We start from the raw sequence: 24524 nt of genomic DNA on the forward strand, positions 1-24524 counted from the left end.
CCGCGCCCCAATTCTTTGCGCTCAATACCAGTTTCCGGAAGCACTTGCTTCATCAGCCGCCACTTTCGCGCAAGCTTCGCGGGCTAGTTTGCATGCATCATTATGGCGGTGGTGTGGATGCAGCAGAATTTCCAGCAATTGATCGAACAGCTCAAGGGTACGCTCGGCAAGCTCGGCGCGCGAAAACTCATCGCGCTCGGACTGGTGGGCGCGGCACTCATGGGCGCGATCCTCTATACGAGCATCTATCTGAGCCGCCCATCCTACGAGACGCTCTATGTCGGCCTTTCGCGTGACGACGTGAACCGCATGGGCCTTGCGCTCGGTGAAGCAGGCATTCCTTTCGACGTGAAGGCTGACGGCTCGTCCATCCTCGTGCCCATCGGCAAGGCTGAAAATGCCCGCATGTATCTGGCTGAAAAGGGCTTGCCGACCTCGAACAATGCCGGTTACGAGCTGTTCGACAATATGGGTTCGCTCGGCCTCACCTCGTTCATGCAGGAAATCACCCGCGTGCGTGCGCTTGAAGGCGAAATCGCCCGCACCATCCAGGCCATTCGTGGTGTGAAAGCCGCGCGCGTTCACATAGTCATGGCAGAAAAAGGCTCGTTCCGTCGTGGCGACCAGAAGCCGTCCGCCTCGGTCGTCATCCGCGCCGAAGGCGGCTTTGCTGCCGAATCCGCACAGTCCATCCGCCAACTGGTCGCCGCTGCCGTCCCGTCGCTTGATGCTTCCGCCGTCACTGTTCTCGACACCAACGGCCGTCTGCTGGCATCGGCAGGCGAAGCTGCCAATGGCGCAGCCCTCATGACCGCCTCGCTGGAACAGCAGGTTGCAGGCAATGTGGATGACAGCATCCGCAAGGCGCTTGCGCCCTATCTCGGCATTGGCCATTTCCAGACGAGCGTTCAGGCCGTGCTCGATACGGACCGCCGCCAGATCAACGAGACGACTTACGATCCTGAATCCCGCGTCGAGCGTTCCGTACGTGTTGTCCGTGAAAGCGGCGATTCCCGCAACAATCGTAACGACAATGCAACCGGTGTGGAACAGAACATTCCGCAGGAAGAAATCCAGAACCGCAACGGCGAAAGCTCGACGGAAAAGACCGACCGCCGCGAGGAACTGACCAATTACGAAATGAACAGCAAGACTGTCTCCACCGTCAGCGACGGTTATACCGTCAAGCGGCTGTCCATTGCCGTGGTCATCGATCAGGCGCGCCTTCTGGAAACTGCGGGTACCACACCGCCGCCTGCCAATTTCGTCGATCAGCAGATCACCAAGATCCGCGACCTCGTTGCAACGGCTGCCGGTCTCAATGCGGATCGCGGTGACGTCATTAATGTGACGGCGGTGAACTTCCTCGACCCTGCCGGTGCCGATATGGAGCCGGTCTCCACGCCGTGGACCGATACTGTGCTTCGCCAGAGCGGCTCTTATGTCAATGCGCTTGCAATCCTTGCCGCCGTTGGTCTCCTGATCTGGTTCGGTCTGCGTCCGCTGCTGCGTGACCAGAATGCCAAGCCAACCGGTACGGAAGTGGCAGTCCGCGAGACGAGTGAAGTGGCAATGCCGAATTTCGTCGGCGGTCAGGCGGCTGGTGAAGGCGTGCAGGCTGTCATCGGTGGACCGGAGGCCTATGCCGATCAGATGAAGACCAGCCTCAGCGATCTTCGCCAGCGCATGCGCATGCCTGCCAAGCTACGTCTGGAGCAGATGATCGACATGGATGAGGAACGCGTCGCCTCCATTCTCAAGCAGTGGATTCACGAAACCGCCGCGAGCCGCGAAGCCCAGCCATTGAGGGAATCGGCCGTAAAGGCTTCGGCCATGCCGGAGCTTGAGGCGGCCTGACGATGAGCGCGCTTTCCCTCAGCCGTTATCTTCCCGATTTTTCGACCCATCATATTGAGGATGAGGCGATCGAGATCATTGCTGCGCCTGCGCCGCAGATGCCGCTGAAAGACACACCCCCGCCACAGGCAGGCGGCGATGGAGCGAAGCGCCCCGTCTCGGCTGAGAAAGCCGCCGCTGCCGAGCAGGCCGAAGTCGCCGCCATCATCGCCATCGAGGAAGAAAAGCGCCTGGCATTCGAAGCAGGGCGCGAGGACGGCCACCGGGAAGCCCAGGCGCTTTACGACGCTGAAAAGACGCGGCTTTTGCGCGAGCATGAGGCCGAGATCGAGACATTGCGCGCTGCATTTTCGCGTGAGCAGGCCTTGCTCTTGGCGGGTAGTCTGACCGAAGCGCTGACCGCGCTTGAACGAAACTTTTCCGGTCAGATCGCCGAAATCCTGATGCCTTTGCTGGCGGAAAAGATGGAGCGTGAGGCGGTCGCGGAATTTGCGCGGCGCATTGCGGCGCTGGCGCTCGATGGCGAAGCACCGGAAATCTCCGGTCCGGCGCGACTGATTGTGCCGCTTCGCGATCATGCGGCTCTGCTGCCGTCAGGTTGCCGGTTTTCAGAAACCGGGGCGGAAGAACTTTCCTTTTCCTTTGGCGACCGGAAGCTTGAAACGCGCATCGCGCCGCTTCTTGAAGAATTGAAGGCTGCGGTTCAATGAGCATCGATCCCGAAACCAAACGTGAGATCATCATTGTTCGCCGGGGCGGGCACGACGATCATGACAGCCATCATGGTGGCGTGTGGAAGATTGCCTATGCCGACTTCATGACTGCAATGATGGCCTTCTTCCTCGTCATGTGGCTCATCAATGCCGCCAATGAGGAAACCAAGGCAGCGGTTGCCAGCTATTTCAACCCCGTCAAGCTGATGGACCGGCATTCAAGCTCCAAAGGCGTGCAGGACGTCGAGGAAAAAGACGGCAAGGTTCGCTATGAGAGCGACCAGAAGATCGAAAACAGCACGAAGGTCATCAACGATACGACGGTTGCGCCGCCAAGCGACCAGGAAGAGCGCCAGCTTTTCCGCGAACCCTATGCAGTCCTCTCGGAACTGGCTCATGAAACCGGTGTTCTGCAGAACCAGTCGGCCAAGGGCGATGGCGGCACGTCGCAATCCGGTCCGGCAACGGGTGCCGAAGGCGGTGAAGCCTATCGCGATCCGTTCAGCCCGGATTACTGGTCGAGCAAGGCTGTCGATGACCTGACCCCGCCTGATGCTGCGCCTGCCGCACCACCTAAGCTGGAAACAGCACAGCCGAAGCCGGAGGAGACTGTAAAGCCTGCAGAAACGCAGGAGCAGCTTATTGCCGACCTGAAGAAGGCAGCTGAGGGCGAAGCCGCGAAAGACGGCGTTGAGGCGAAGAAGGCCGAGCCGATGCCGGATGTGACGGTCGTCCCGGTCGATGGCGGTGTGATGATCCAGCTCACCGACAAGATCGATTATGGCATGTTCACCATCGGCTCGGCCAAGCCGGATGCCCGCGTGGTGCAGATGCTGGAGCGTATAGCGCAGGTGATTTCCCGCCAGCCGGGTGAAGTCATCATCAGTGGGCATACGGATGCGCGCCCGTTCAAGAGCGCGACCTATGATAACTGGCGTCTGTCTTCGGCGCGGGCGCAGATGGCTTATTACATGCTGGTTCGCGGCGGGCTCGATGAAAAGCGTGTGCTGCGCGTTGAAGGCTATGCTGACCGCCAGCCCAAGAACGCCAGCGATCCGAATGCGGCTGAAAACCGCCGCATTGATATCTTTCTCAAGTCTGCCCCATGATGCGGCTCGCCAAGCGCTCCTTGCTGGCATGTGTTGCAGGCTTGTCCCTGATGGGAGCGGCGTACCCGGCTTTTTCGCAAATGCAAACACTGGCTGAGACCCGCGCGCTGCCGGTGCTGGAGCCTTACAAGCTCGTGCGTTCGCTGCGCATGTTGCAGGATCAGGTCGTCGCCGGAAAACCGGAGGCGGTGGTGATGCTGAACAAGCTTCTGGGCTTTGTCAGCGCGGATATGGGCCGAGCGTCGAATGACGTCTGGAGCAATCCGGAAAATGTCTATGCGGCGATCATCTATCTCTTCAACGGCGGCAATCCGGAAGCGGTGCGCAAGGTTCTTGCCGACCTCAAGACCGATGCGGTGCCGCCGGAGCTGGTCAAGGGCGCATTGGCCTATGCTTCCGGCCAGACGATTGAGGTGGTGAAACTTTTCTCGGTCCCGCTTTCGCCTGATGTTCCAGCGGAACTGAAGGCATCCATCGTGCTTGTCACCGCTAGCCAGATGACCGCCTTCGACCCAGCGACGGCCTTGATGCGGCTTGATCAGGTGCGACTCGATGCGCCGGGCACCTTGTTTGAGGAGGCGGCAATCCGCCGTTCGATGCCGATTGCGGCCAAGCTCGGCGATGCCGACAAGATCAGGCTCCTGTCGCGAAACTATCTCCAGCGCTTTCCGCGTTCGCCCTATATGCGTGATTTCATGGCGCAATTTGTCGATGCTGCGGTGAAACTCAACGACCGTATCGGCAATGCGGAGCTGGCAAAACTGATCGGCTCTGCCGATCCGGTGATGCAATATTCGCTTTATCTGCAAATCGCGCGCGGTGCGCTTGTAGATGGCCAGACGGAGCGGGCGCGTTTCATGTCGGCAGAGGCGAAGAAACTTGCTGACAGGCTGAAGGCCGACCCTACCCGCGCCAATCTTTATGCTGCTGCAAGCGATGTGGCTTCGGATTCGGCGGGCAGCGCGCTGCGTGAACTGTCGCAGATTTCACCCGACAAATTGCAGGAGCGTGACCGGAAATTGTTGAAGGCCGCTGAAGCGGTCGGCACGGTGGTTACACGCACTCCAGATGCTTTGCCGCCTGCAAAACCCGCTCTCACCGAACGGGATGTGCCGCCAATGGCAGTGGCGGATTCGCAGGAGCATGAGGTCGTAAAACCTGAGCCGACCCCGGCGGCGGTTAGCATGAAGCCGGTCAAGAACCAGCCGGAAGACGACTTGCAGAAAACGATGGAAGATGCGCGGCGCAAGCTCGCCGAGATCGATGCCTTGCTAGGAAAGACCGTTCAATGAGCATTGATATTTTGCTGAATTCCACCAGCCGACTTGCTTCGCTCGCCCGAAATTCAGGTCCTTCCCAGGCAAAAGCCGAGGGTGAGGCGCAGGATAATGCTGACCCGGCAAAATTGTTCAGTTCGCTTCTCGAAAAGCCTCAGGGCAAGGTCGAAAAGAAGAGCGACAGCGAAGCCAATGCGGGTTCGGATGAGACAGATACGAAGGATGAGGAAGGTTCAAAGCCGGTCGCTCTGTTTGCCCTGCCACAAAATCTCCTTTCTTTGGACGCTTCTTCGCCTGAATTGAAAGGGGCAAATCACAGTTTTTCCACGCCGAATACTGCAAAAAACGACACAAATGCCCCCGATCCGCTTTCTGCCTTAATTAAAGACATCGATCCGAAACAGGTCGAGGGGCAGGGGGGCGAGCTGCAGGCCGATCTGAAGAAGCGCACGCCTGAAACAGTGCCTTCGAAGGCTGCAGCAATCCTGACGGCCAGCACCAAACCGGATCAGGCAATCAATCAGGACGCACCGAAGGCTACCGGCGACAATCAGGCCGAAAACGCTCCAGACGATCTCGCCAGCCTTCTGAAAACGGATAAGGGGTCGGCACAGCAGCAGTCGGGTCAAATGCCTGACAGAACCGATATCCAGCAGCAGCCACCCGCAAAGGGTAACGCGCCTGCATACATCAAGGCAGCCACCACGCCATCGCAGGCAGCAGCCCGGATAGCTGACATTCAGGTGGTTTCCGAGCGCAGCTTCGGAACGGTCAAGACCTTGCAGATCAGGCTCGATCCGGTTGAGCTTGGAGCGGTGACGGCGCGTATCCGTGTGGCGTCGGAAGGTATCGAGGTGCATCTCGTCGCTGAAAAGACCCATGCGGCGGAAGCGCTCGCCGCTGACCGCTTGATGATTGAGAAAGCACTGAAAGCGGCGGGCATTGCAGACGATGCGAAAATTTCAGTGACTGTCGCCGACCGCAACGCGGCGGGTGCCGTGCAGCAGGCACAGGCATCGCAGAATGCGGGCCAGCAACAGGCCAGTGGCCAGCAACCGGGCCAGCAACCGGGTCAGCAGCAAGCTTTCAACATGCAGCAGGGCTTCGACGGGCGAAACGGCGCTGAGGCACAGGCGGGTTTTATGGGCGGCGAGGGCAGGCAGAATGGCGAATCCGGTCAGGCAGGACGCGAGCGTTCGGACATGCAAACCGCTCAGGACAGCGGGAGCGGCATTTCTCGCAATGATGGCCGCGGCCGCGGTCTGGTTGTCTGATAGCAGCCCGGCCCGCGCCGAAAATATCTGCGAGCGTGAAATGCACCGGGCATCCGCCCGCTACGATGTGCCGCTTGGCATACTCTACGCGGTCGGCCTCACGGAAACCGGTCGCAAGAACTCGCTGCAACCTTATGCGATGAATATTGAAGGCCGTGCCGAATTTATGCCATCGCAAATGGCGGCGGTGAGACGCTTCGAGGAAGTGCGGGCCGAAGGTGCGAAGCTGGTCGACCTCGGTTGCATGCAGATCAACTATTATTATCACGGCAAGGAATTTCCGTCGGTCGCCGCGATGCTGATGCCGAGCCTCAATGTTGATTATGCGGCGCGTTTTCTGCGGCAGCTTCGACAGCGCGAAGGCAACTGGACGATGGCGGTTGCGCGCTATCACGCAGGCCCGAACAACGACCCCGCCCAGAAGCGTTATGTCTGTCGCGTGATGACGAATATGGTCGCCACCGGCTTCGGAAACTGGACGCCACAGGCGCGAAGCTTCTGCTTTGGCTGAACACGGATCCCTTGGAATTTTACAGGTTGTAACAGAACGTCAGATACACTCGGTTTGTCTATATTCAACCTGTGATTGCCGGGTCCGGTGGAAGCTAAATTAGCACGCGGATTTTTAAGCCCTTGTAAAGAATCGTAAAAGTTCGTGAGCCGTTAACATCTGGTTAAGGTTCTTACGTCTAAAGAGGTAGGCGCATTGCAATCAGTGCGATTCCCATTAAATTAGAATGTACTAAATTGCCTCCCAATATATTGCGGGCAACTAATTGCCATTGTTGCTGATTCCTCCTGCCAGTTATTCCTATCGTGCTTGGGCTAACATATTGATTCGGAAGGCGGGCCGATGATTGTTGTCGTAGACGACAGAGACATAGTGACTGAAGGATACTCTTCCTGGTTCGGTCGCGAAGGCATCACGACAACAGGTTTTACCCCTACCGATTTCGACGAATGGGTCGAGAGCGTTCCACAACAGGATATTATGGCTGTCGAAGCTTTTCTGATCGGCGAATGTGCAGATCAGCATCGCCTTCCAGCCCGGATTCGTGAACGCTGCAAGGCGCCCGTCATCGCCGTCAACGATCGCCCCTCGCTTGAACATACACTTGAGCTGTTTCAATCCGGGGTTGACGATGTTGTTCGCAAACCGGTGCATGTGCGTGAAATCCTTGCGCGCATCAATGCGATCCGCCGCCGTGCAGGTGCATCAGCTGCTTCCAACGACAGCGGCACTGAGCTCGGCCCGATCCGTGTTTTCTCCGATGGTCGTGATCCGCAGATCAATGGCATCGATTTTCCACTGCCGCGTCGCGAGCGCCGCATCCTGGAATATTTGATCGCCAATCGCGGTCGTCGCCTCAACAAGGCGCAGATTTTCAGCGCGATCTACGGCATCTTCGACAGTGAAGTCGAAGAAAACGTCGTTGAAAGCCATATCAGCAAGTTGCGGAAGAAGCTGCGTGAGCAGATGGGTTTCGATCCGATCGATTCCAAGCGCTTCCTCGGCTACTGCATCAATATCGAATGATATTGCTGCATCTCCATAATCCCCAGTATCGCGATTTCGAGCGCATTTGCGGATTTCTGAAATCGTGCCGGTCCCCTCAGTAAAAGCGTAGAAAATCCCGAGGCTACAGTTTCACGCAAGCGTGGTCCATTAGCTTTACCGCGGATGATTGGATCGGTGTGCCGATTCAGTCGCTCGGTTTCACGAATTCCAGCCCGATGGTTTCGGACTTTGAGCTGGTTGCTACAACTAATCAGGAGCTGCCAATGAGCCTCTACGGTATGATGCGGACCGGTGTTTCGGGAATGAACGCGCAGGCGAACCGCCTGTCGGCGGTCGCTGACAACATCGCGAATGCGAGCACCGTCGGTTACAAGCGTGCGGAAACCCAGTTTTCGTCGCTCGTTCTGCCCAGCACTGGCGGACAGTATAATTCCGGCAGCGTTCTGACTGATGTTCGTTACGGCATTTCCGACCAGGGCGGCATCCGCTCCACATCGTCCACGACAGACCTTGCCATCGACGGCAACGGCTATTTTGTGGTGCAGGGGGCGGACGGCTCGACCTTCCTGACCCGTGCTGGCTCCTTCGTTCCCGACAAGAACGGTAATCTGGTCAACTCAGCCGGCTATTATCTGTTGGGCGCGGGCCCGAACGACCCGGCTGGCGCGCTGACAATGGCCGGTTTGAACATCATCAATGTCAACAGTGCAGCACTTCCGCCGGAGGCCAGCACGTCTGGCAATTTCACGGTCAATTTGCCGTCTACCGATCAGATCCCGGCGGCGGGTGAGTTCAATCACAAGACGTCGCTGATTTCCTATAATGACAAGGGCGAGAAGATCACGCTCGACGTTTATTTCACCAAGACCGGTGCGGATGAATGGAGCGTCACGGTCAAGAATGCTGCCGACGATGCAGTGGTCGGTGGTCCGACGACGCTGACATTCGATCCGACAACAGGCGACATGACGTCTGCCGGTGGTGTTGCGGTTGATCTTGGACCCTATGGCGGTCAGAATCTCAATCTCAATCTGGGTGCATCCACGCAGCGCGCAGGTGACTACACCATTTCGCAGGCGCAGATTAACGGTCAGGCACCATCTGCGGTCAAGGGCGTGGATGTGGCCAATGACGGTTCGGTCGTCGCCATCTACGAAAACGGCACACAGAAGGTTCTGGCGCGTATTCCGCTGGCCAATGTGGCAAGCCCTGATCGCATGACGGTTGTGAGCGGCAACGTGTTCCTGCCGAGCGCGGACTCGGGCGATGTCCGCCTCGGTTTCCCGCAGAGCGACGGCATGGGCAAGGTCATGTCGGGCACATTGGAGGAATCCAACGCCGATATTGCGCAGGAACTGACCGACATGATCGAGGCGCAGCGCAGTTATACGGCCAATTCGAAAGTATTCCAGACCGGTTCCGAACTGATGGACGTGCTGGTCAATCTGAAGAGATAAATCGAGACGATTCCGGGGATGGCGAAAAAGTCTTCCCCGGAATTGCAGCATTGAGAATACGGACCGTTCAGGCAACAGACACGGTCCGCACATGGGGCAGTTCCGATATCAGCGGAATTATCAGGGGCTTTCCAGGTGTTTGTTTTAGCCGCATTTCCGGACGCGAGACCGCTTCGCGCTTTTCGGGGATGCACTTGTAGGATGGGGTAAGATGTCGCTTAGTTCTGCTCTTCTGACGGCCAAAAGTTCGCTTGCGGCAACGTCCAAGCAGACCTCCGTTGTCTCTCGCAATATTGCGGGCGCCAACGATCCGGATTATTCCCGGCGCACGGCTTCTCTCGTATCGGGGCCCTACGGTTCTCTTTACGTGGGCATCAGCCGGTCGGCGGATGAAGCCTTGTTCAACAAGTTCATCCAGTCCAACAGTACGGCTTCTTCCTCTTCCATTCTCGCAGGCGGGCTTGACCGCCTTTCGTCGCTTTATTCGGCAGATAATTATTCCGGTTCGCCATCGGCACTGATCGGCGATTTGCGTGATGCACTCCAGACCTTTGCCGCTTCTCCGTCCAACAGCGCGCTTGGCGACAGTGTTGTCTCCACGGCGCAATCGCTTGCCAATGCGCTCAATGCCGGAACCAAGCAGGTTCAGTCGCTGCGCAATGATGCGGACCGTGAAATCGCGGATTCCGTCGCCAACATCAATGATCTTCTCGCCAAGTTCGAAAAGATCAATCAGGAGATCGTCGGCGGTACGCGCGCCAATCGCGATGTCTCCGACTATATGGATCAGCGCGACTCGATCCTGAAGCAGCTTTCCGGCGAGATCGGCATCACCACCATGATGCGCGGCGATAATGACATGGTCATTTTTGCCGAGAACGGCGTGACACTCTTTGAGACCACGGCGCGCAAGGTGAGCTTCGAGCAATCGACTGTGCTGGCGCCGGGTATTGCCGGCAAGGCGGTACTGGTGGATGGCGTTCCGCTCAACCACGAGACATTCGACCAGCCTTATGGAACGGGTCGCCTGAGCGGCTTGCTGCAGCTGCGTGACCAGATCGCCCCGCAATATCAGATGCAGCTTGATGAGATTGCGCGCAATCTGGTGACGATGTTCGCCGAAAGCGACCAGACCGGCGTTGGCGCGGACAAGACGGGCCTGTTCAGCTGGGCCGGTTCGCCGGATGTTCCCGGTGCGGGCGTCTCGGCAGGCATTGCAGGCACTATCAAGGTGTCGTCGGCCTTCGTTACGTCGGAAGGCGGGAGCTCACTTCTTCTGCGCGACGGTGGGGCCAACGGACCTGACTACAAATACAATACTGAAGGTGGGGCAGGTTTCAGCGATCGCCTGCGTGCGCTCAACGAAGCATTCTCCGAGCCGATGACTTTCAATTCGGTGGCGGGTCTGGCGACAAACTCCAGCCTGACGGACTACAGCTCATCATCGATCAGCTGGCTTGAAGGCAAGCGCCAGAAGGCCAACAGCGAATTCTCCTATAATGCGACGATTGCCAGCCAGGCAGACGCAGCCCTTTCCAACGCCAATGGTGTCGATATGGATACTGAAATGGCGCTGCTTCTCGATCTTGAACATTCCTATCAGGCATCGAGCCGGGTGCTGACCACGATCAGCGCAATGCTCGACGATCTTCTCAACGCGGTGTGAGGCCAATGAAAGCGCAATCGATTTCCACCTATGGCGCAACGTCAGCCCTGCGAGCCCTTGTGGCGAAGAACAAGGCCGAAATGTTGAAGGCGCAGCAGGAAGCGACCACGGGAACCGTGTTCGATGTTGGTCTGTCGCTTGGCTCCAAGTCTGGCCAGACCGTATCGTTGCGCAAGGAATATGATCGCCTGAGCGTGCTTACAGACATGAACAAGCTGGTGCAGCAGCGCATGAATGCGACGCAGACCGCTGCCGGCACGATCATCGAGAACACGCAGAACTTTCTGGGCGACCTGACGGGCGCCAACAATACCGCCGAAAGTGCCTCCACGATTGCGAAGTCGGCAAAGTCTATTCTCAACTCCGTCACCGGTCTGCTCAACACCAGCTATAACGGCGAATATATCTTTGCCGGTGTAAACACTGATGTGAAGCCGGTTGCCGACTATACCGAAGGCAGCGCCGCGCAGACAGCGGTGCGCCAGGCGTTTCAGACGCATTTCGGTTTTGCCATCGACGATCCGCAGGTGGCGAACATCACCGGCGACGAAATGAAGGCCTTTCTGGAAGGTGATTTCGCTGACGAGTTCAACGATGCCAACTGGGCCGCAAACTGGTCGGATGCATCGGACACGGTGATCAAGAGCCGTATTTCGCCGACAGAAACGGCGGATACATCGATCTCGGCCAATGCTGACGGTTTCCGCAAGACCATCATGTCGGCGGTCATGGTGGCCGAATTCGCAACCATCGGCCTCAATAACTCGGCTTTTGAAGCCCTGACGCATCAGGCCATGCAGACGACGACGACGGCGATCACCGAAACCACCTCGGAACAGACGACGCTTGGTCTCGCCCAGTCGCGCACCGAAGCTGCAACCACGCGCATCGTGGCGCAGCAAAAGATCCTGAACCAGTCCGTTCTCAATCTGGAAGAAGTCGATCCTTATGAAGCGGCGACACGCGTCAACGCTCTGAAGACACAGATCGAAACGTCCTATTCGCTGACGGTTCAGCTGCAGAATATGAGCCTGCTCAACTATCTCAGATAGTTGAGATGAAATGAGGACGGACGCAGCATGATGCGAGCCCGTCCGAACTGATAGACGGAGAAACCATGTATCAGATGCGCTACGAAGATGTCATGAATGACGATATGGCGAGCGCCAAGGAACGGGAGCGGGCATTGTTCGACCGTTCCATCGCAATGCTCGAGGCGGCGAAGGCAAATGGCAGCGGCTCGCGTGAGGCAATTGACGCGACCTATTTCACGACAAAGCTCTGGACCACGATCATCGATGATCTGGGGTCCGAGGAAAATGTGCTGCCGAAGGAACTGAAGGCTGCGATCATTTCCGTCGGTATTTTCGTGCTGAAGGAAATCGAGCGCATCCGTCAGGGCGAAAGCAATGATTACGCCACGCTGATCGAGATCACACAATCGATCCGGGATGGGCTTTGAAATGACCCCAAACGGAAAACCGGCCATTCGCCTTTCGCTGCGCGCGGGCGAACGAATCTTCATCAACGGTGCCGTACTGAGAGCCGACCGCAAGGTCTCGCTCGAACTCCTGAACGATGCGACCTTTCTTCTGGAAAACCATGTTCTCCAGCCGGAAGACACGACCACGCCGCTGCGCCAGCTCTATTTCGCCGCGCAGATGATGCTGATCGAACCGGCCATGCGCGAACAGGCCCACTCCACTTTCGCGCAGATGCTGAAAGGCATGTTCTCGACGTTCAAGGATGCGGAAATCCTGAATGCGCTGAAGCTGGTCGACGAGCTGGTGCATAACGGGCGCATTTTCGAGGCGCTCAAGACAATTCGCGCGCAATATCCACGCGAGGCCGAACTAATGGGCCTTGAGAGCCCTGTTTTGCCCGTGGCTGCGACCCGGAAATCTGCGGAGGCAAACCCATGACCACGACACCGCCGATTGGCACAAATACGACGAATAACAACACGACGAACAACAGCAATTCCGCGGCCAACAAGGCGAGCGTCGATTACAATTCATTCCTGAAACTTCTGGTGACCCAGATGCAAAATCAGGATCCGACGCAGCCCATGGACGCGACGCAATATGTTTCGCAGCTTGCGACCTTCTCCAATGTCGAGCAGGCCGTGCAGATGAACAGCAAGCTTGAAACGCTGATCGCCAATACGTCTCTGACACAGGCCGAAGGCTGGATCGGTCGCACGCTGACCAATGCCGATGGCAGCATATCGGGCGTCGTGAAATCCGTTACCATCCAGTCAAACGGCATGTTGGCCGAACTGGAAGACGGCAAGACGCTGATGATCGGTGCAGGCGTCAAGATCAGCTAGGACCGATGCGGTGAACGAAGCCGACGCGCTTGATATCGTCAATTCTGCGATCTGGACCGTGCTTATGGCAAGCGGTCCGGCGGTGCTTGCCGCCATGCTTGCAGGCATCGGCATCGCACTTTTCCAGGCGCTGACGCAGATTCAGGAAATGACGCTGACCTTCGTGCCGAAGATCATCGTCATTTTCGTCGTGCTGGCCCTCACCGCGCCGTTCGTCGGTGCGCAGATCAACTCCTTCACGCTGCTGGCCTATTCTCGTATCGAGAAGGGGTTCTAGCACGTAGCCTTCGCGCAAGCTTCGCGAGCTAAGGTCCGTCCCGAAACAGGAGATGGATGTGCAGCAGGCAGCGGCTAAACCCTTGATGAAAAGCGGACTTCTGACCGGCAGCGATATGGGGCTGGCGGTTGGCATCATCATCATCCTGACCGTGCTTTTCCTGCCTGTTCCGGCTGTCGTGCTGGATATCGGCCTGGCATTTTCGATCGCCTTCTCGGTCCTGATCCTGATGGTTGCGCTCTGGATTCAGCGCCCGCTAGACTTTTCCGCCTTTCCAACGGTGCTGCTGATCGCCACCATGATGCGATTGTCGCTGAATATCGCGACGACACGTGTGATTCTCACCCACGGCAATGAAGGCTATCTCGCCGCAGGACACGTGATTCACGGTTTCTCGCAATTCGTGATGGGCGGCGACTTCGTCATCGGTCTGGTCGTTTTCTGCATTCTCATCATCGTCAACTTCCTCGTCATCACCAAGGGCGCGACGCGTATCGCGGAAGTGGGTGCGCGCTTCACCCTCGATGCCATTCCCGGCAAGCAGATGGCCATCGATGCCGACCTGTCGTCCGGCCTGATCGATGAAAAGGAAGCGCAGCGCCGCCGTCGCGAGCTGGAAGAGGAAAGCTCCTTCTTCGGCTCCATGGACGGTGCTTCGAAATTCGTGCGTGGCGATGCGATTGCCGGTCTCATCATCACCGCCGTCAATATTTTCGGCGGTATCATCATCGGCGCTACGCGCCACGATATGGATATTGCGCACGCAGCCGATGTCTTCACCAAGCTGTCGGTCGGCGATGGTCTGGTAACGCAGATTCCGGCCCTGATCGTCTCGCTTGCCGCCGGTCTTCTGGTGTCGAAGGGCGGCACACGCGGCTCCGCCGATCAGGCGATCTTCGGTCAGCTGGGTGCCTATCCGAAGGCGCTTCTGGTTGCGGCGATGCTGCTCTTCGTCCTCGGCATCATGCCGGGCCTGCCAGCCTTCCCGTTCTTTATGCTCGGTGGCGCAATGGCTTTCATCGGTATTGCCGTACCCCGTCGACAAGCGCACCAGCGCGAGGCGGAAGCCAACGAGGCCGGCAAGAAGCAGCGCGAAGCGGAAGAGCAGGAGCGCAATTCCGTCAAGGCGTCGCTCGAAACCAACCAGATCGAGCTTTGCCTCGGCAAGCAGCTTTCCGCCCGCCTGATCGCATCGCAGCAGGAGCTGGCGCATCGCGTCAACAAGATGCGCCGCAAGTTCGCGCAGGAATACGGTTTCGTCATCCCTGAAATCAAGGTCACGGACGATATCGCGCTTCTGCCGAAAAGCTATCGCATTAAGATTCACGGCACGGCAGTCGCCAGCCACGAGCTGCGCGTCGGTGAAACGCTTGTCGTGCTTGGCGACCGCCCGATCCCATCCATTCCGGGTGAGGAAGTGCGCGAACCGGCCTTCGGTATGCGCGCCTATTCCGTGCCGGAAACCTTTGCGTCCGATCTCCGCCGCGATGGCTATATGACCGTGGACAATCTCTCAGTCCTGCTGACACATTTGAGCGAAATCGTCCGCAACAATCTGGCCCAGCTTCTTTCCTACAAGGATATGCGCATTCTGCTGGACCGTCTCGGCTCTGAATATCGCAAGCTTCTGGAAGATATCTGCCCGACGCATATTTCCTATTCGGGCCTGCAGGCGGTGCTGAAGCTGCTGCTCGCCGAACGCATTTCCATCCGCAACCTGCATCTGATCCTTGAAGCCATTGCGGAAATCGCACCGCTCGTTCGCCGCCCGGAAATGATCGTGGAACATGTTCGCATGCGCATGGCGCAGCAGATTTGCGGCGATCTTTCCGACAATGGCGTGCTGAATGTTCTGCGTCTCGGCAATCGCTGGGATCTGGTCTTCCACCAGAGCCTCAAGCGTGACGCCAAAGGTGAAATCGTCGAATTCGACATCGATCCGCGCCTGCTGGAACAGTTCGGCACCGAGGCCTCCACCGTCATTCGTAAGCATTTCGACAATGGCGAACGTTTCGTGCTGGTTTCGTCACCGGAAGCGCGGCCATACATTCGCATGATTATCGAGCGCTTGTTCGCCACCCTGCCTGTCTTGTCCCATGTCGAAATCGCACGTGGCGTGGAGGTGAAGTCACTCGGCGCGATTTCGTAAGAGGACAGCGTTCGTCGATCCTCTGATCCTTCGAGACGGTTCCCTTCGCTTTGCTCAGGACACCTCCTCAGGATGAGGGGAGCGAGGGTTGGAGACGCCCTGCCCGCGCTCAGGGCACTTCCTCAGGATGAGGAAAGAGTTCTAGCGTCCACACCCCTCATCCTGAGGAGCCATGCCGAGCTTGTCGAGGCTTGGCGTCTCGAAGGGCGAGGGGATTAGTTATTGCTTCATATAATGAAAGGGCCTTGAGTGCCTGTCGCGCAACTGCCGCTCAACGAAATCATTCTGGCCGCCGTTCTGGCGTTCTGCCGCATTGGCGCGTGCCTGATGCTGATGCCGGGGCTTTCGAGTGCGCGCATTCCGTTGCAGGTCAGGCTCTACATCGCACTGGCCTGCTCATTCGCGGTCCTGCCGCTGGTGTTGCAGCGTATCGTTACCGTTGTCGATGCCGGGCAGCCGTGGACCCTGTTCCGCCTGATGGCGAGCGAAATGTTCGTCGGCGCGGTGATCGGCATTCTGGCGCATATCTATTTCTGGGCGCTGCAATTCATGGCCAGCACGATGGCGGTTTCAGTCGGATATTCCGGCTCGCCTGCCGATGCCATCACCGAAAGCGAACCGCAGGCGACACTTGCCACCATCGTCACCTTCAGCGCACTGTTCCTGTTCTTCATTACCGATATGCATCTGGAAATCTTCCGGGCGCTGCTCAATTCCTATGTGGCCATTCCGGTTGACGGGCAGTTCCGCCCCGATGCGGCGATGATCGATTTCACCGATGCGCTTTCGGCGGCTTTTCTGGCAACACTGCGTATTGCAGCGCCGTTCATCGTTTTTGCGATTCTCGTCAACTTCGCCATCGGTCTGGTGAACAAGCTGACGCCGACCATACCGGTTTACTTCGTATCGATGCCATTCGTGCTGGGGGGAGGGCTGCTGGTGGTCTATTTCATCCTGCCGGAACTCCTGCGCTTCTTCACCAACGAAACTGCGACGCAGCTTCGCGAGCTGTTTTAGGGGTGGCCATGACGAATCCACGCAATCTGAAAAAGCTGATTGAACTGCAAAAACTCAGAAGCGCCCGGCTGGAACAGGCTCTTGCCGCAGCCAATGCACGCAAGGACGCGCTGGATGAGGAGCGGGAGGCGCTCATCGCCATGCAGAATCGCCGCTATGATGGCGATACGCTCGATATCGATCCATCGCTGCTCATCAAGCGTCTTGGAACCAATGCCGCCGAATCGCAGCAGCTCGGGCAGCGTCTCGAATCACAGCGCAAAGCACTTCTGCAGGAACAAAGACGTGTCGGGTTGCTGGAAGAGCGGCTGACGGATGCTGAAAATGATCGCGAACGGCGCGAACTTTCCAGCCTGATCGAGGAATTTATTAGCCGGAAAACGACAAATCGCTCGCAAAACCCTGATTGAGCGCAAAATCGAGGCTGAACGCACGCACAAGTTTCAGTCAAGTTTGACCCATTATGGTGCAAGTAACAAAGCGCATCCCAAAAAGTGCGAAGCGATTTTTGGACAAGATGCGCGCAAGGACGATCAGAACGCGTCCCAAAAAGTGCGAAGCGGTTTTTGGACAAGATGCGCGGCAGAATTAGCCCTTAGAGCGTCGATCTGATGCAATCAGATCGAAACGCGCTCTAAAAGAAGGAAGAGATGCATGGCGATCAACCCGCCGTCAGATTTGGTGATGGACGTGGCGCGTGCCGCCGATCCGCAAGCCTATCGCATGGCGGCGGAACGGCTGAGAGCGCCGTCCGCATCCGGGACCATGGTGGCATCCACTGGGGCAGCCACAATGGCGGCACCCGCCGCCGGTGGTGGACTGACGCGGGATAATTTCGCCAGCTTTTCCGACAGCCTTGCGGGTGGGGTCAGCGTGCGACCGGATGCGCAGAATGCGGCCAGTCCGGCTTATCGCAAGTTCGAGGCCTTCATGCTGCAATCCTTCGTGCAGTCGATGTTCACCAGTGACACGACGGCGACCTTCGGGAAGGGGATTGCCGGTGAATACTGGAAGTCCATGATGGCGGAAGCCATGGCAAACAAGATGGCGGATGGCGGCGGTGTCGGCATTGCCAAGTTGCTTGAGGAACAGGCGGCGCGCAACGGGCGGGCAGACGCGCCGACGACGATAGCGTTAGGAGACGTGATCAATAATCTGGGAGAAAGTGTGGGCCAGAACGGCGTATCGAAGGACATTGTGCATGGCTTCGAACGCAAGCTCATTCAAAAGCAACTCGACAACAACAGCGATACGGACAGCGCGCGCGGCTGATTGGCCCGCAACCATAGCGTCCGCCATGCTTCATAATTGAGGACCCCTAAATGACCGAGACAAGCTCTGAAAACAGCCTGCCGCCAGAGGATTCGCAAATCGTCACTGTCACGAGCGAACCGGGTCAGGCGCTGGCAGAGGAACCGGCCGAGAACCCCACATTGAAGCCGGTCGTGCGGGCAATCCAACGTCTGGAAGATGTCATCGATACTGAAACGCGTCTTCTTCTGGAGGGCGGCAATCCGGATCTGGCGGAAATCAACTCCCGCAAGAGCCGTGGGCTTTATGATTTCAACAAGGCGATCAAGAAAGCGGCCAGTGCTGCCGAACCGGCGACGATGAAGCGGCTTCAGCCGCTGCTCGACAGCCTGAAGCAGAAGCTCGAGAAGAATTGCGAAGCGCTGCAGCTGCATCTGCGGGCCGTCGGTGAGTTGGCTGATCTCATTCGCGGTGCGCTGGAAACGCAGGAAGCGGACGGCACCTACAGCATGCAGAGTGTGAGGCTCGGTCACGCACGATGATCCGCATCATTGCCATCGGTCTGTGGATTTGTGCCGTCGCTTTCGGCTCGCTTTTCCTGGCGGTTCGCCAGAACGTCTCATCTTCGGGTGAGGCGCAGGCGGCGACCAGTGGATTTGGCGGCGTGGATTACGTCAAGACAGATGTGATGAGCGTGCCGATCATCTCGAACGGCGGCGTCGCCGGTTATGTGGTGACGCAGCTTGTCTACACGGTCGATTCGAACATTCGCAAGAAGCTGACCGTGCCGCTCGAATTCTTCATCAACGATGAGATATTCCGTAAATTCTATGGCAGCTATTCGGATACGAAAGAGGTTGAGAAGGTGAGTTTCGAGGACGTTCGTGCCTCGATCATCACCGATCTCAATGCGCGGTTCCCCGAGCCGGTCATCAAGGACCTTCTGGTCGAGCAGTTCAACTATATTTCAGCGGAAGAAATCCGTGCCATGAACATGCGCGGCACGCCGACACCGACGGCACCGGCCAAGCAGTCAGAGAAGCAGGCCAACGCAGAGCCTGTCAGTCACAGCGAATAGTATTTTCCTGCAAGCTGAGCGAGGCGCTCGTCGTCGAGCGGTGCGACGGCCGGGTCGGATACAAGCTCCACACCCATTTCACGACCATCCCGCCAGGCCACGCGGGCCAGAAGCGCGCGTCCGTAATAATCGTCAAACAGCCAGAAGCGTTCGGGCAGGGTCGGGACTTCGACAGTTCTCAGCTTGGCGCCATGGGGCGCGATATCGCTGAACTGGCATTCGATGATGAAACGCCCATCGAGCCCCACGATCTTTCCGGAGCGCAGCCTTGTACGCTGTCTCTCTTCCCTACGACGTTCATGGGATGGCTTAACCCGTGCCATATCAAAATCTTACCTGCTATTCCCCTGAGACTAATCTAGCAGGTTTCGATTGCCGATGCGTTACTTTTTAAACCGGGATTTTGCGGACATGGTTACCTTGAACAGGTTCCTGTTTGTCAGTGCTCGCCACAGGCTTCGCAGAGGCCGCGCAGCTCCAGCGTCGTCTTGCGCGACTTGAAACCGTTCTGAAGGCTCCAGGCGCTGACAAGGTTCTCGATCGCCGCGTCGGAGAATTCCGTCACCTGACCGCATTTCTCGCAAATCGCGAAAGCCACCAGACCCTGCTGATGGCATTGCGGATGCGCGCAGGCAACGAAGGCGTTGAGGCTTTCAAGGCGATGAATCATCCCGTAATCGAGCAGCTTTTCCAGTGCGCGATAGACCTGCAACGGCGCGCGGAAACCGTCGTCACGCAACTGGTCGAGGATCGTATAGGCGCTGAGTGGGCCTTCCGCTTTGGACAAAACGTCGAAAACCAGTGTCTGATTGCGGGTGAGGTCCTGCGGGGCGTGATGATGGTGATGCGTGCTCATTGTCCAGCGATCCGTTTCGGTGATGCCTGTTCCCTCTTATGTAGGGGTAGCAGGCTCAAAATGAAAATGGCAAGCGCCGCGACCACGATTGAAGGGCCGGATGGCGTGTCGAAATGAATGGAACCATAAAGTCCGCCGATAACCCCCGCAGCACCGATCAGTGAGGCCAGAATGGCCATCTGTTCGGGTGTGGAGGAAAAGCGGCGTGCCGTCGCTGCCGGAATGATCAGCAGCGAGGTTATCAATAGAATTCCGACGATCTTCATCGCAATGGCGATGACGATGGCCAGAAGCAGCATGAAAACAATGCGCGACAGGGCAGGGTTCATGCCTTCGGCGCGGGCAATATCCTCGCTGACGGTGGCGGCAAGGAAAGGACGCCACAACCAGGCCAGAACCGCCAGCACAAACACCCCGCCGCCATAGATGAAGGCGATATCCATTCGCGAGACAGCCAGAATATCGCCGAACAGGAACGACAGCAGGTCGACGCGCACCCATGTCATGAAGGCAACGAGGACGAGGCCAAGCGACAGCGTGGCATGGGACAGGATGCCGAGCAGCGAATCCGCCGACAATGTGTGTCGGCGCTGCAAGAGCAGCAGAATGGCTGAAATCGCCACGGCAACGGCGAACACGCCGATCATCATATTGATGTCGAAAATGAGCGCCAGCGCCACGCCGAGCAGGGCGGAATGCGCCATGGTATCGCCGAAATAGGCCATGCGCCGCCAGACGATGAAGCAGCCGAGCGGTCCGGTCGTGAGCGCAAGCCCGACACCGGCGATGATGGCGCGGGTGAAGAAATCGTCAAGCACGCGGCGCGCTCCCTTCGTGATGATGATGTTCATGATCATGCCCGTGTTCATGGTCATGATGATGGCCGTCATCGGCGTGGCAGTGATCCGTCACGGAACCGTCGGCATGAAGCACGCGCCCGTCCGGCAGATGCGTGTGATCGTGATGATGCTCATAAACGGCAAGCGGTCCGACGGCCCGGCTGCCAAACAGCCGCATATATTCAGGGCTCGCCGTCACATCGCGCGGCGTCCCGCTGCAGCATACATGCCCGTTGAGGCAGATGACGCGGTCGGTCGCCGCCATGACCAGATGCAGGTCGTGCGAAATCAGCAGCACGCCGCAGCCTGTGTCGTCGCGCAGTTTCGCAATCAGTTCGTACAATGCAGCCTCGCCGGAAAAGTCGACGCCCTGCACCGGTTCGTCCAGCACCATGAGGTCCGGTTTGCGCGCAAGTGCGCGCGCCATCAGCGCCCGCTGGAACTCGCCGCCTGACAGATTAGCGATTTCCGCCTTGGCCAGATGCGGAATGCCCACCACTTCCAAGGCCGTCTCGGTATCCTTGCGCGCGAGAGGCCCCGTCAGGGTCATCAGGCGCTCGACCGAAAGCGGCAACGTGCGGTCGATATTGATCTTTTGCGGCACATAGCCGATGCGCAGGCCCGGCGCGTGGATCACGCTGCCTTCGTCTGGCTTCAGGATGCGCAGCGCCATCTTGGCGGCGGTGCTCTTGCCCGCGCCATTCGGACCGATCAGGGTGACGATCTCCCCGCGCTCAACACTCAGGTCGACATTGCGCACGAGCCAGCGCCCGTCGCGATAGACGCCGGCATCTTTCAGTTCAATCAATGTTTCCCGCGCTTTTTCGGCGGGGAGGGCGGTCTTCCTGCTCATTTATTCCGGGCTTTCAATGCCTGTATGTTCGTGTCCCACGCACGGATCATCCGCCGATTCGAAATTTTTCCCAGCGTCTTTTTCCGTTGCCGCTCTATTGCGCAACCGCCGCTGTGATTTTTCCAAAATGGGGGTTGCCTCACCTTATGACAGACGTTATAGCATAACGCAACTAACGTAATAAAATAACATATCACAAGAATGTGGTGCCCCTCCCCTATCGTACAAGAGAGAGACTATGAAACATCTCCGCTCCCTCCTCCTAGCCTCGGCATTTCTGGCTGGTACGGCAAATGTCTCACTTGCCGCAGAACGCGACGGCGTCGTGGTCTCGATCAAACCGCTCCATTCCATTGTTTCCGCAGTCATGCAGGGGGTGGGCGAGCCGAAACTGATCGTTCAGGGTGCGGGTTCCGAACATGTCTACAGCCTGAAACCCTCCGATGCCGAAGCAATCGAGCACGCCAAGGTGATTTTCTGGGCCGGGCCGTCGATGGAAACCTTCCTCGACAAGCCCATCGATACACTTGGCGATGGCGCAAAGGTTGTCGCTCTTGGTGAAGCGGACGGCCTGACCAAGCTGAAGTTCCGTGAAGGTGGTCCGTTCGAAGCGCATGACCATGGCCATGAGGGTCACAACCATGGTGCCGAAGGTCATGACCATGCTCACGATGACAAGAAGGATGCCGCCGATGCCGACAAGGGGCACAATCATGCCGCCGAAGCATCGGAAAGCGGGCATGACCATCACCATGGTCACGGTGAATATGATCTGCATTTCTGGCTCGACCCGCAAAACGGAAAGGTTCTGGCGGCGGATATCGCCAAGACGCTCGGCGAAAGCGACCCCGAACACGCTGCGCAATATGAAAAGAACGCCAAGGACTATGGCGAGAAGATTGACGCGCTAACCAAGGAAGTCGCCAGCGAACTGGAGCCGGTAAAGGACAAGCCGTTTATCGTCTTCCATGATGCCTACCAGTATTTCGAAAATCGTTTCGGTGTGAAGGCGGCTGGATCGATAACGGTCAGCCCGGAAAAGGCGCCGGGTGCCGCGCGCATCAAGGAAATTCACGAGAAGATCAAATCACTTGGCGCAACCTGCGTGTTCTCGGAACCGCAGTTCGAACCGAAGCTGGTGAATACTGTTATCGAAGGAACGGATGCCAGGACAGGCGTTCTCGATCCGCTGGGGGCAGAACTGAAGGATGGTCCGGATCTCTATCCGCAGCTCATTCGCAATCTGGCGGATTCGTTGAAGAACTGTCTGTCGAAATAGGGCCAACAGCTGCGACCGCGCCCTCGCCAGGTGCACGCCCATAACTTGGCGGCGGTCGCAACGGTGCCGGGCTGGACCCTGCTTTAACTTACGGGCAGCCCGGCACTAGAGCATCTCCTGTTTTAATTGAATCATTGGAAATGCTCTATCTGTTTGTTTTTAAGCATGTCTTTATCCCGAAACCGGTGCCCACTTTCGGGAGACATGCTCTAATGAGTGCGCGTCGACCTGATTGAAGCGGATCGAAACTTGCATTTCGACACTCAAAGGCGGCTCAGGCCGCCTATTTTCACCACTAAATCTGTTATGATATAACATTAAGGAGAAGAGAATGCGTAGCTTTGTGAAGGCGCTTCAGGCTGGTGCCGTTTTGACTTTTCTTGCTCCCGCAATCGCGGGTGCTCATGGAATCTGGATTGCAGAACGTCACGGAACGCAGGCGGTTGTTTACGGTCACGGCGCAAGCGATGAGGCCTATGACCCGCAGAAGCTCAAGACGGTTACGGCCAAGAATGGAGAGGGCAAGGATGTCGCCGTCGAGATCAAACGACAGGAAGATCATGCCCTGCTGAGCGTGCCCAAGGATGCAGTCGTGGTCAGCGGCACATTCGACAATGGCTTCTGGGCCGAAGGTCCGGACGGCAAGTGGGTCAACAAGCCGAAATCGGAAGTGCCGGGCGCAAAACAGTCCAGTCAGAGTCAGAAATTTGCTGTCGCCATTCTGGATCATCTGCGCAAAAAGCCAGAAGCCCAAGGTTTGCCTTTCGAAATCGTTCCGTTGATGGACCCGACAATATTGAAGGCGGGCAACGAGCTTCCCGTGCAGGTTCTGTTTGACGGAAAGCCAGTGGAAGGCGTCGAGGTCACGGCGGATTATGTCAATGACAGTCACGCAGCGCCGGTGAAAACCGACGCGGAAGGCATCGCCAGGATCAATATCCGCAACGCGGGTCTCAATGTCGTTGGGGCGGGCTATTCCAGGCCGCTGTCTGATTCAAAGGAAGCGGACAAGCTCAGCTATTTCACCACGCTGACCTTCAACCTCGATCACCACCATCACGATTGATTCTACCCAGTTTGATGAGGAACGGAGTCATGAGAAAGAGACTGCCCGTTACGGTCTTGTCCGGTTTTCTCGGGGCCGGAAAGACGACACTGCTCAATCACGTGCTCAATAATCGCGAGAACCGCCGCGTCGCGGTGATCGTCAATGATATGAGTGAAGTGAATATAGATGCCGCCCTCGTTCGTGAGGGCGGCGCCAATCTCTCCCGCACGGATGAACAGCTGGTCGAAATGACCAATGGCTGCATCTGCTGCACATTGCGCGATGATCTCCTGAAGGAGGTTTCACAACTGGCAGCTCAGGGACGCTTCGATTATCTGCTGATCGAATCGACCGGCATAGCCGAGCCACTGCCGGTTGCCGCCACGTTCGAGTTTCGCGACGAGAAGGGCAACAGTCTTTCGGACGTCGCCCGGCTCGATACGATGGTGACAGTTGTTGATGCCGCCAATCTGCTGAAGGATTATGCATCGAGCGATTTTCTGCGTGATCGCGGCGAATCCCTTGGTGAAGATGACGAGCGCACGCTTGTCGATCTTCTGGTTGAACAGATTGAGTTCGCCGATGTCGTCGTGCTGAACAAGATATCGACCGCTTCAAAAGAGGAGCGTGATCTGGCGCGCAAGGTCATCCGCTCGCTCAATCCCGATGCCCGCAT

Annotated in this window: 27 protein-coding genes (1 of these 27 running past the window's edge); 23 read left to right on the forward strand and 4 right to left on the reverse strand. The window is 57.6% G+C overall.

Annotation, left to right across the window (positions count from 1 at the left end):
* Positions 1–102: 102 nt before the first annotated feature.
* The 20 genes from fliF (at position 103) to OHI65_RS05305 (ending at position 18973) form a co-directional block, all read left to right on the forward strand.
* Complete coding sequence (fliF, locus tag OHI65_RS05210) at positions 103–1857, forward strand: flagellar basal-body MS-ring/collar protein FliF (protein WP_040128575.1); 1755 nt, start codon at positions 103–105, stop codon at positions 1855–1857.
* Positions 1858–1859: 2 nt separating this feature from the next.
* A complete protein-coding gene (locus OHI65_RS05215; protein WP_012093505.1) occupies positions 1860–2567 on the forward strand; it encodes a hypothetical protein in 708 nt (235 codons plus the stop codon).
* Entirely contained in the window at positions 2564–3679 is a 1116-nt protein-coding gene (locus OHI65_RS05220; RefSeq protein WP_125301749.1) for a flagellar motor protein MotB, read from the forward strand. Before OHI65_RS05215 ends, OHI65_RS05220 begins: the two co-directional genes overlap by 4 nt.
* On the forward strand, positions 3676–4971 hold the full coding sequence (locus OHI65_RS05225) for a chemotaxis protein (RefSeq protein WP_125301746.1): 1296 nt from the start codon (positions 3676–3678) through the stop codon (positions 4969–4971). Before OHI65_RS05220 ends, OHI65_RS05225 begins: the two co-directional genes overlap by 4 nt.
* Positions 4968–6230 (forward strand): flagellar hook-length control protein FliK, encoded by a 1263-nt coding sequence (locus tag OHI65_RS05230; RefSeq protein ID WP_125301743.1) that lies wholly within the window; start codon positions 4968–4970, stop codon positions 6228–6230. Before OHI65_RS05225 ends, OHI65_RS05230 begins: the two co-directional genes overlap by 4 nt.
* Complete coding sequence (locus tag OHI65_RS05235; protein WP_012093501.1) at positions 6199–6741, forward strand: transglycosylase SLT domain-containing protein; 543 nt, start codon at positions 6199–6201, stop codon at positions 6739–6741. The genes OHI65_RS05230 and OHI65_RS05235 overlap by 32 nt, the downstream gene beginning before the upstream one ends.
* 342 nt (positions 6742–7083) lie before the next feature.
* Positions 7084–7767 carry a flagellar transcriptional regulator FtcR gene (ftcR, locus tag OHI65_RS05240; RefSeq protein WP_010660744.1) on the forward strand — a complete coding sequence of 228 codons (684 nt, stop codon included), beginning with the start codon at positions 7084–7086 and terminating at the stop codon, positions 7765–7767.
* Positions 7768–8012: 245 nt separating this feature from the next.
* Positions 8013–9206, forward strand: a complete 1194-nt coding sequence (locus tag OHI65_RS05245) for a flagellar hook protein FlgE (protein ID WP_040128577.1) — start codon at positions 8013–8015, stop codon at positions 9204–9206.
* Positions 9207–9417: 211 nt separating this feature from the next.
* Positions 9418–10872, forward strand: coding sequence for a flagellar hook-associated protein FlgK (gene flgK / locus OHI65_RS05250; RefSeq protein ID WP_094515880.1), 1455 nt, complete (start codon positions 9418–9420; stop codon positions 10870–10872).
* Between the two features lie 5 nt (positions 10873–10877).
* Complete coding sequence (locus OHI65_RS05255) at positions 10878–11924, forward strand: flagellar hook-associated family protein (RefSeq protein ID WP_125301740.1); 1047 nt, start codon at positions 10878–10880, stop codon at positions 11922–11924.
* Between the two features lie 65 nt (positions 11925–11989).
* Positions 11990–12334 carry a flagellar biosynthesis regulator FlaF gene (flaF, locus tag OHI65_RS05260; RefSeq protein WP_010660748.1) on the forward strand — a complete coding sequence of 115 codons (345 nt, stop codon included), beginning with the start codon at positions 11990–11992 and terminating at the stop codon, positions 12332–12334.
* A 1-nt stretch (position 12335) separates the two neighbouring features.
* Entirely contained in the window at positions 12336–12794 is a 459-nt protein-coding gene (gene flbT / locus OHI65_RS05265; protein WP_012093496.1) for a flagellar biosynthesis repressor FlbT, read from the forward strand.
* Complete coding sequence (gene flgD, locus OHI65_RS05270; protein ID WP_010660750.1) at positions 12791–13201, forward strand: flagellar hook assembly protein FlgD; 411 nt, start codon at positions 12791–12793, stop codon at positions 13199–13201. Before flbT ends, flgD begins: the two co-directional genes overlap by 4 nt.
* Before the next feature lie 10 nt (positions 13202–13211).
* Positions 13212–13478, forward strand: a complete 267-nt coding sequence (gene fliQ, locus OHI65_RS05275; protein WP_006469393.1) for a flagellar biosynthesis protein FliQ — start codon at positions 13212–13214, stop codon at positions 13476–13478.
* A 52-nt stretch (positions 13479–13530) separates the two neighbouring features.
* Positions 13531–15627, forward strand: coding sequence for a flagellar biosynthesis protein FlhA (gene flhA / locus OHI65_RS05280; RefSeq protein WP_264358532.1), 2097 nt, complete (start codon positions 13531–13533; stop codon positions 15625–15627).
* A 249-nt stretch (positions 15628–15876) separates the two neighbouring features.
* Positions 15877–16644 (forward strand): flagellar biosynthetic protein FliR, encoded by a 768-nt coding sequence (gene fliR, locus OHI65_RS05285; RefSeq protein WP_012093494.1) that lies wholly within the window; start codon positions 15877–15879, stop codon positions 16642–16644.
* Between the two features lie 8 nt (positions 16645–16652).
* Positions 16653–17054 (forward strand): hypothetical protein, encoded by a 402-nt coding sequence (locus OHI65_RS05290; RefSeq protein WP_125301734.1) that lies wholly within the window; start codon positions 16653–16655, stop codon positions 17052–17054.
* A gap of 244 nt (positions 17055–17298) precedes the next feature.
* Positions 17299–17916 carry a rod-binding protein gene (locus OHI65_RS05295; protein WP_125301731.1) on the forward strand — a complete coding sequence of 206 codons (618 nt, stop codon included), beginning with the start codon at positions 17299–17301 and terminating at the stop codon, positions 17914–17916.
* A 50-nt stretch (positions 17917–17966) separates the two neighbouring features.
* Positions 17967–18437, forward strand: coding sequence for a hypothetical protein (locus OHI65_RS05300; RefSeq protein WP_010660755.1), 471 nt, complete (start codon positions 17967–17969; stop codon positions 18435–18437).
* Entirely contained in the window at positions 18434–18973 is a 540-nt protein-coding gene (locus OHI65_RS05305) for a hypothetical protein (protein WP_010660756.1), read from the forward strand. The genes OHI65_RS05300 and OHI65_RS05305 overlap by 4 nt, the downstream gene beginning before the upstream one ends.
* Here the strand turns inward: OHI65_RS05305 and OHI65_RS05310 are convergent.
* The 4 genes from OHI65_RS05310 to OHI65_RS05325 form a co-directional block, all read right to left on the reverse strand.
* Positions 18961–19296 (reverse strand): PilZ domain-containing protein, encoded by a 336-nt coding sequence (locus tag OHI65_RS05310; RefSeq protein ID WP_010660757.1) that lies wholly within the window; start codon positions 19294–19296, stop codon positions 18961–18963. The two genes, OHI65_RS05305 and OHI65_RS05310, sit on opposite strands and share 13 nt — an antisense overlap.
* A 116-nt stretch (positions 19297–19412) precedes the next feature.
* A complete protein-coding gene (locus OHI65_RS05315) occupies positions 19413–19829 on the reverse strand; it encodes a Fur family transcriptional regulator (protein WP_010660758.1) in 417 nt (138 codons plus the stop codon).
* A complete protein-coding gene (gene znuB / locus OHI65_RS05320) occupies positions 19826–20686 on the reverse strand; it encodes a zinc ABC transporter permease subunit ZnuB (RefSeq protein WP_040128583.1) in 861 nt (286 codons plus the stop codon). Before znuB ends, OHI65_RS05315 begins: the two co-directional genes overlap by 4 nt.
* Positions 20640–21521, reverse strand: coding sequence for a metal ABC transporter ATP-binding protein (locus OHI65_RS05325; protein ID WP_125301729.1), 882 nt, complete (start codon positions 21519–21521; stop codon positions 20640–20642). Before OHI65_RS05325 ends, znuB begins: the two co-directional genes overlap by 47 nt.
* A gap of 238 nt (positions 21522–21759) precedes the next feature.
* Between OHI65_RS05325 and znuA the strand changes: the two genes are divergently transcribed.
* The 3 genes from znuA to zigA all read left to right on the forward strand — a co-directional run.
* Positions 21760–22800, forward strand: a complete 1041-nt coding sequence (gene znuA / locus OHI65_RS05330; protein ID WP_125301726.1) for a zinc ABC transporter substrate-binding protein ZnuA — start codon at positions 21760–21762, stop codon at positions 22798–22800.
* Positions 22801–23131: 331 nt separating this feature from the next.
* A complete protein-coding gene (locus tag OHI65_RS05335; RefSeq protein WP_125301724.1) occupies positions 23132–23866 on the forward strand; it encodes a DUF4198 domain-containing protein in 735 nt (244 codons plus the stop codon).
* Positions 23867–23895: 29 nt separating this feature from the next.
* Positions 23896–24524: the 5' portion of a zinc metallochaperone GTPase ZigA gene (gene zigA, locus OHI65_RS05340; protein WP_125301721.1), read on the forward strand. The gene runs 577 nt beyond the window's last position; only the first 629 of its 1206 coding nucleotides appear in the window; the start codon lies at positions 23896–23898; its stop codon lies off the right edge, out of view.

Source organism: Brucella sp. MAB-22 (assembly GCF_025908475.1).
GTDB lineage: Bacteria > Pseudomonadota > Alphaproteobacteria > Rhizobiales > Rhizobiaceae > Brucella > Brucella anthropi.

Bases quoted from the DNA above. Each gene is read 5' to 3' on its own strand.
- OHI65_RS05295 (WP_125301731.1), top strand. From the start codon at position 17,299: ATGGCGATCAACCCGCCGTCAGATTTGGTGATGGACGTGGCGCGTGCC.
- ftcR (WP_010660744.1), top strand. From the start codon at position 7,084: ATGATTGTTGTCGTAGACGACAGAGACATAGTGACTGAAGGATACTCT.
- znuB (WP_040128583.1), bottom strand. From the start codon at position 20,686: ATGATCATGAACATCATCATCACGAAGGGAGCGCGCCGCGTGCTTGAC.
- OHI65_RS05310 (WP_010660757.1), bottom strand. From the start codon at position 19,296: ATGGCACGGGTTAAGCCATCCCATGAACGTCGTAGGGAAGAGAGACAG.
- flbT (WP_012093496.1), top strand. From the start codon at position 12,336: ATGACCCCAAACGGAAAACCGGCCATTCGCCTTTCGCTGCGCGCGGGC.
- OHI65_RS05220 (WP_125301749.1), top strand. From the start codon at position 2,564: ATGAGCATCGATCCCGAAACCAAACGTGAGATCATCATTGTTCGCCGG.
- OHI65_RS05255 (WP_125301740.1), top strand. From the start codon at position 10,878: ATGAAAGCGCAATCGATTTCCACCTATGGCGCAACGTCAGCCCTGCGA.
- flaF (WP_010660748.1), top strand. From the start codon at position 11,990: ATGTATCAGATGCGCTACGAAGATGTCATGAATGACGATATGGCGAGC.
- OHI65_RS05225 (WP_125301746.1), top strand. From the start codon at position 3,676: ATGATGCGGCTCGCCAAGCGCTCCTTGCTGGCATGTGTTGCAGGCTTG.
- OHI65_RS05235 (WP_012093501.1), top strand. From the start codon at position 6,199: ATGATGGCCGCGGCCGCGGTCTGGTTGTCTGATAGCAGCCCGGCCCGC.
- OHI65_RS05325 (WP_125301729.1), bottom strand. From the start codon at position 21,521: ATGAGCAGGAAGACCGCCCTCCCCGCCGAAAAAGCGCGGGAAACATTG.
- OHI65_RS05335 (WP_125301724.1), top strand. From the start codon at position 23,132: ATGCGTAGCTTTGTGAAGGCGCTTCAGGCTGGTGCCGTTTTGACTTTT.
- znuA (WP_125301726.1), top strand. From the start codon at position 21,760: ATGAAACATCTCCGCTCCCTCCTCCTAGCCTCGGCATTTCTGGCTGGT.
- OHI65_RS05215 (WP_012093505.1), top strand. From the start codon at position 1,860: ATGAGCGCGCTTTCCCTCAGCCGTTATCTTCCCGATTTTTCGACCCAT.
- OHI65_RS05305 (WP_010660756.1), top strand. From the start codon at position 18,434: ATGATCCGCATCATTGCCATCGGTCTGTGGATTTGTGCCGTCGCTTTC.
- OHI65_RS05245 (WP_040128577.1), top strand. From the start codon at position 8,013: ATGAGCCTCTACGGTATGATGCGGACCGGTGTTTCGGGAATGAACGCG.
- fliF (WP_040128575.1), top strand. From the start codon at position 103: ATGGCGGTGGTGTGGATGCAGCAGAATTTCCAGCAATTGATCGAACAG.
- flgK (WP_094515880.1), top strand. From the start codon at position 9,418: ATGTCGCTTAGTTCTGCTCTTCTGACGGCCAAAAGTTCGCTTGCGGCA.
- OHI65_RS05315 (WP_010660758.1), bottom strand. From the start codon at position 19,829: ATGAGCACGCATCACCATCATCACGCCCCGCAGGACCTCACCCGCAAT.
- flhA (WP_264358532.1), top strand. From the start codon at position 13,531: ATGGATGTGCAGCAGGCAGCGGCTAAACCCTTGATGAAAAGCGGACTT.
- flgD (WP_010660750.1), top strand. From the start codon at position 12,791: ATGACCACGACACCGCCGATTGGCACAAATACGACGAATAACAACACG.
- OHI65_RS05290 (WP_125301734.1), top strand. From the start codon at position 16,653: ATGACGAATCCACGCAATCTGAAAAAGCTGATTGAACTGCAAAAACTC.
- OHI65_RS05300 (WP_010660755.1), top strand. From the start codon at position 17,967: ATGACCGAGACAAGCTCTGAAAACAGCCTGCCGCCAGAGGATTCGCAA.
- OHI65_RS05230 (WP_125301743.1), top strand. From the start codon at position 4,968: ATGAGCATTGATATTTTGCTGAATTCCACCAGCCGACTTGCTTCGCTC.